Source organism: Mycobacterium sp. (assembly GCF_035623875.1).
Taxonomy (GTDB): Bacteria; Actinomycetota; Actinomycetes; order Mycobacteriales; family Mycobacteriaceae; genus Mycobacterium.
In genome coordinates this window covers 1-2,437 of the sequence record NZ_DASPSP010000101.1, presented here as the reverse complement: position 1 = coordinate 2,437, position 2,437 = coordinate 1, and the positions used below count along the sequence as shown (strand labels likewise).

Annotated in this window: 3 protein-coding genes and 1 pseudogene; 1 reads left to right on the top strand and 3 read right to left on the bottom strand. The window is 65.1% G+C overall.

Annotated features, from left to right (window positions below):
• Window positions 1–128 precede the first annotated feature (128 nt).
• The 3 genes from VEI45_RS08305 to VEI45_RS08295 all read right to left on the bottom strand — a co-directional run bounded on the left by VEI45_RS08305 (window position 129) and on the right by VEI45_RS08295 (window position 2,094).
• Entirely contained in the window at window positions 129–461 is a 333-nt protein-coding gene (locus tag VEI45_RS08305; RefSeq protein ID WP_324852036.1) for a GNAT family N-acetyltransferase, read from the bottom strand.
• Between the two features lie 12 nt (window positions 462–473).
• On the bottom strand, window positions 474–1,463 hold the full coding sequence (locus VEI45_RS08300) for a pirin family protein (RefSeq protein WP_324852040.1): 990 nt from the start codon (window positions 1,461–1,463) through the stop codon (window positions 474–476).
• Window positions 1,464–1,671: 208 nt separating this feature from the next.
• Complete coding sequence (locus VEI45_RS08295; RefSeq protein ID WP_324852038.1) at window positions 1,672–2,094, bottom strand: WhiB family transcriptional regulator; 423 nt, start codon at window positions 2,092–2,094, stop codon at window positions 1,672–1,674.
• 157 nt (window positions 2,095–2,251) lie between these two features.
• On the opposite strand from VEI45_RS08295, the pseudogene VEI45_RS08290 reads away from it, so the two are divergent.
• A pseudogene (locus VEI45_RS08290) lies at window positions 2,252–2,437 on the top strand (hypothetical protein); the annotation flags it as partial.

Sequence of the window (2,437 nt, the reverse complement as noted above, 5' to 3'; positions counted from 1 at the left end):
CCGAGCACTTCTGGGGCCTGAGACTCATTGCGGCACTTGAGTTGCTGCGGGGTAGCCTTGCCGCTCTTGCCAGTGCGCCCAACGTTGGCCAGCAACGCATTAAATTTCGCTACGGAGAGCCAATCCGGCTAGAGCGTCTGCCTCCACTGCAGGATCTCCGGGGTGACCGGATCGGTGATGTCGCTGAATTCCGGGTGCTTCTTGACGAACGCGGCCACCATTGGGCAAACAGCAACGGCGCGTTTGCCATCCGCGCGGGTCGCCTCGAGTGCCTCGCCCACCAGGATGTTCGCCAAGCCGCGTCCGCCGAACCGTTCATCGACCTCGGTGTGGTAGAAAACCCGCTGATTGTCCCGATCAGCGACGGCAGCCAGCCCGACGGTCTGGCCGTCGACGGCAATGGTGTACTTCCCGTCCTCGGCGCTGACGGTGGTCTGGGCGCCGGTCTTATCCGTGGCCATCTGGGTTTCTTTCTATCCGGTCTGTCCGGCGGAGGGGCGTGGCCGCAGCCGGCTGGTCGGCAGGGCAGGTGCAGGCAGCCGTGCGAGCGTTCCCCGGTAGCCGTGCACGACGCCGAAGCGTGCGTCGGCCTCTTCCCAGAGCCGGCGGTAACCGGTGATCTCGTCGTGACTGCGCCCGACGAAGTTCCACCACATCACCAACTGTTCGGTAAACGGCGTACCGCCCAGCAGCAGAACGCGACCGGGCCGGTCGCCGTCGTTGTGCAGTGCCAGTGCGGAGCGGCCCGGGCATTGGTAGCCCAGGTCGCCGACCGCCAATGCAACGCCGTGCATGGTGACCTCGCCTTGGTCGCACAGCACGCCGTGCTCGAACGTTGGGTCGAGATCCAGCGTCACCCGTGCGCCGGCGTCCAGGTCGAGCTGTGCACCGAGCAGCGGGGTGAAGGTGTGCACCGGCGATCGGGTGCCGGCCAACCGCCCGAGGAAGACCCGCACGACCGCGCCGGGCAGCGAGATCGGCTCGGGCGCATAGTGATCGAAGTCGCGACCGGTGTTGCGGTCGGAGTCCGGCAGCGCCGCCCACAACTGCACGCCATGCAGTACCGCTGTCGCGTCGCGATCGGCTGCGACCGATACTTCCGAGTGGCAGATTCCGGCGCCGGCAGTCATCAAATTGAGCTCACCCGGGCGAACAATTGCATGCACGCCCGCGCTGTCTCGGTGTTCCACCTCGCCGCTGAACAACCAGCTGATCGTTTGCAGCCCGGTGTGTGGATGCGGGGGAACGTCCATGCCGCTGGCTCGGCGCAGATCGTGCGGGCCGTAGTGATCGGCAAAACACCACGCACCGATCAGTGACCGTTGCCGCTGCGGAAGTGTGCGACGCACCCGGATCGCCCGAGGGCCGCCCAACGGAACCTCGCGCGGCCGCAGCACCTCCAGACCCTCGAGATGTGAGGCGGTGCAGGAAACTTCGACGGGCGTGGTCTCAAGATTGCTCATCGTCCACCCTTCGTCGGGGGTGCGATACGGCGCCGACACCGCAACAGTACGCGGCTGCACGGCTAGATCCGCGGGACAAGCTCCTAAACGACTGGCGCGCGGGGTGTTCGGCAGGCGGAAAGCGAGGAGCCGACAGTTACTTCCCGGCAAGGATTTGGTACTGCGCTGCGATTTGCTGCTTGGCGTCTATCCGGCCTACGAATGACGCTCAGGCCGCCGACCGAGGGTCGATTCGGCCAATGGGCAAATGAAACACCGTCGCAGTCACCGCAACGGTGTCGGCCTCACGTCGTGAGAGCAGCGCAGCGTTCTCGGGCAGCTGCCGTGAGTTGATCTCGCCGGCCGCAATCCGGCGCAGGATGTCGTGAGCCGCAGCCAGCTGTTCACGCTTACGGTACTGGCCGCCGGGCAGTTTGACGCCTGCCCAGACGCCGTATTCCTCCCGGTTCTGGACCGCGTATTGCGCGCACAACCGCTGTTGCGCCAGAGGACACCGCCGCAGGCACAGCAGCCGCGCCTCGGTGGCCGACTGTTCGTAGGCACGTGCCTTGGCGGCACCGTCGCCGCCGTCGTCATCGGCGTAGCCGAACCACAATTCCGGGTTGACTGACTCTCGCGCACGGCCAAGCAGTGCGCGTACTTCGTTCAGCTGCTGTTGCAGCGCGGAATCAGTCACACGCTTAAGCTACCCAGGCCGAATTATTCGCACAATTCACCACTGAGCCCGAATACTGGGGCCGGCCAAACAATGAAGTTGTCGCTTCCGTTGATGACGGTAGGCTTGGCCGGTGGCGATCTTCGGTCGGAATACGGCGCGACAGCGCCTCCGGAGGGCTACCCGAGAATCCCTCAAGATTCCGGCCTTCAGCTCTCCTGTCGACTGCACCCCGTGGGTGACGGGTGGGTTGTGGCCTGCCGAGCTTTCAACAGTGACTGCCGAGACCGCCCCGCTTGTCAAATATCTGAAGGCCGAT

Bases quoted from the DNA above. Each gene is read 5' to 3' on its own strand.
- VEI45_RS08305 (WP_324852036.1), bottom strand. From the start codon at position 461: ATGGCCACGGATAAGACCGGCGCCCAGACCACCGTCAGCGCCGAGGAC.
- VEI45_RS08300 (WP_324852040.1), bottom strand. From the start codon at position 1,463: ATGAGCAATCTTGAGACCACGCCCGTCGAAGTTTCCTGCACCGCCTCA.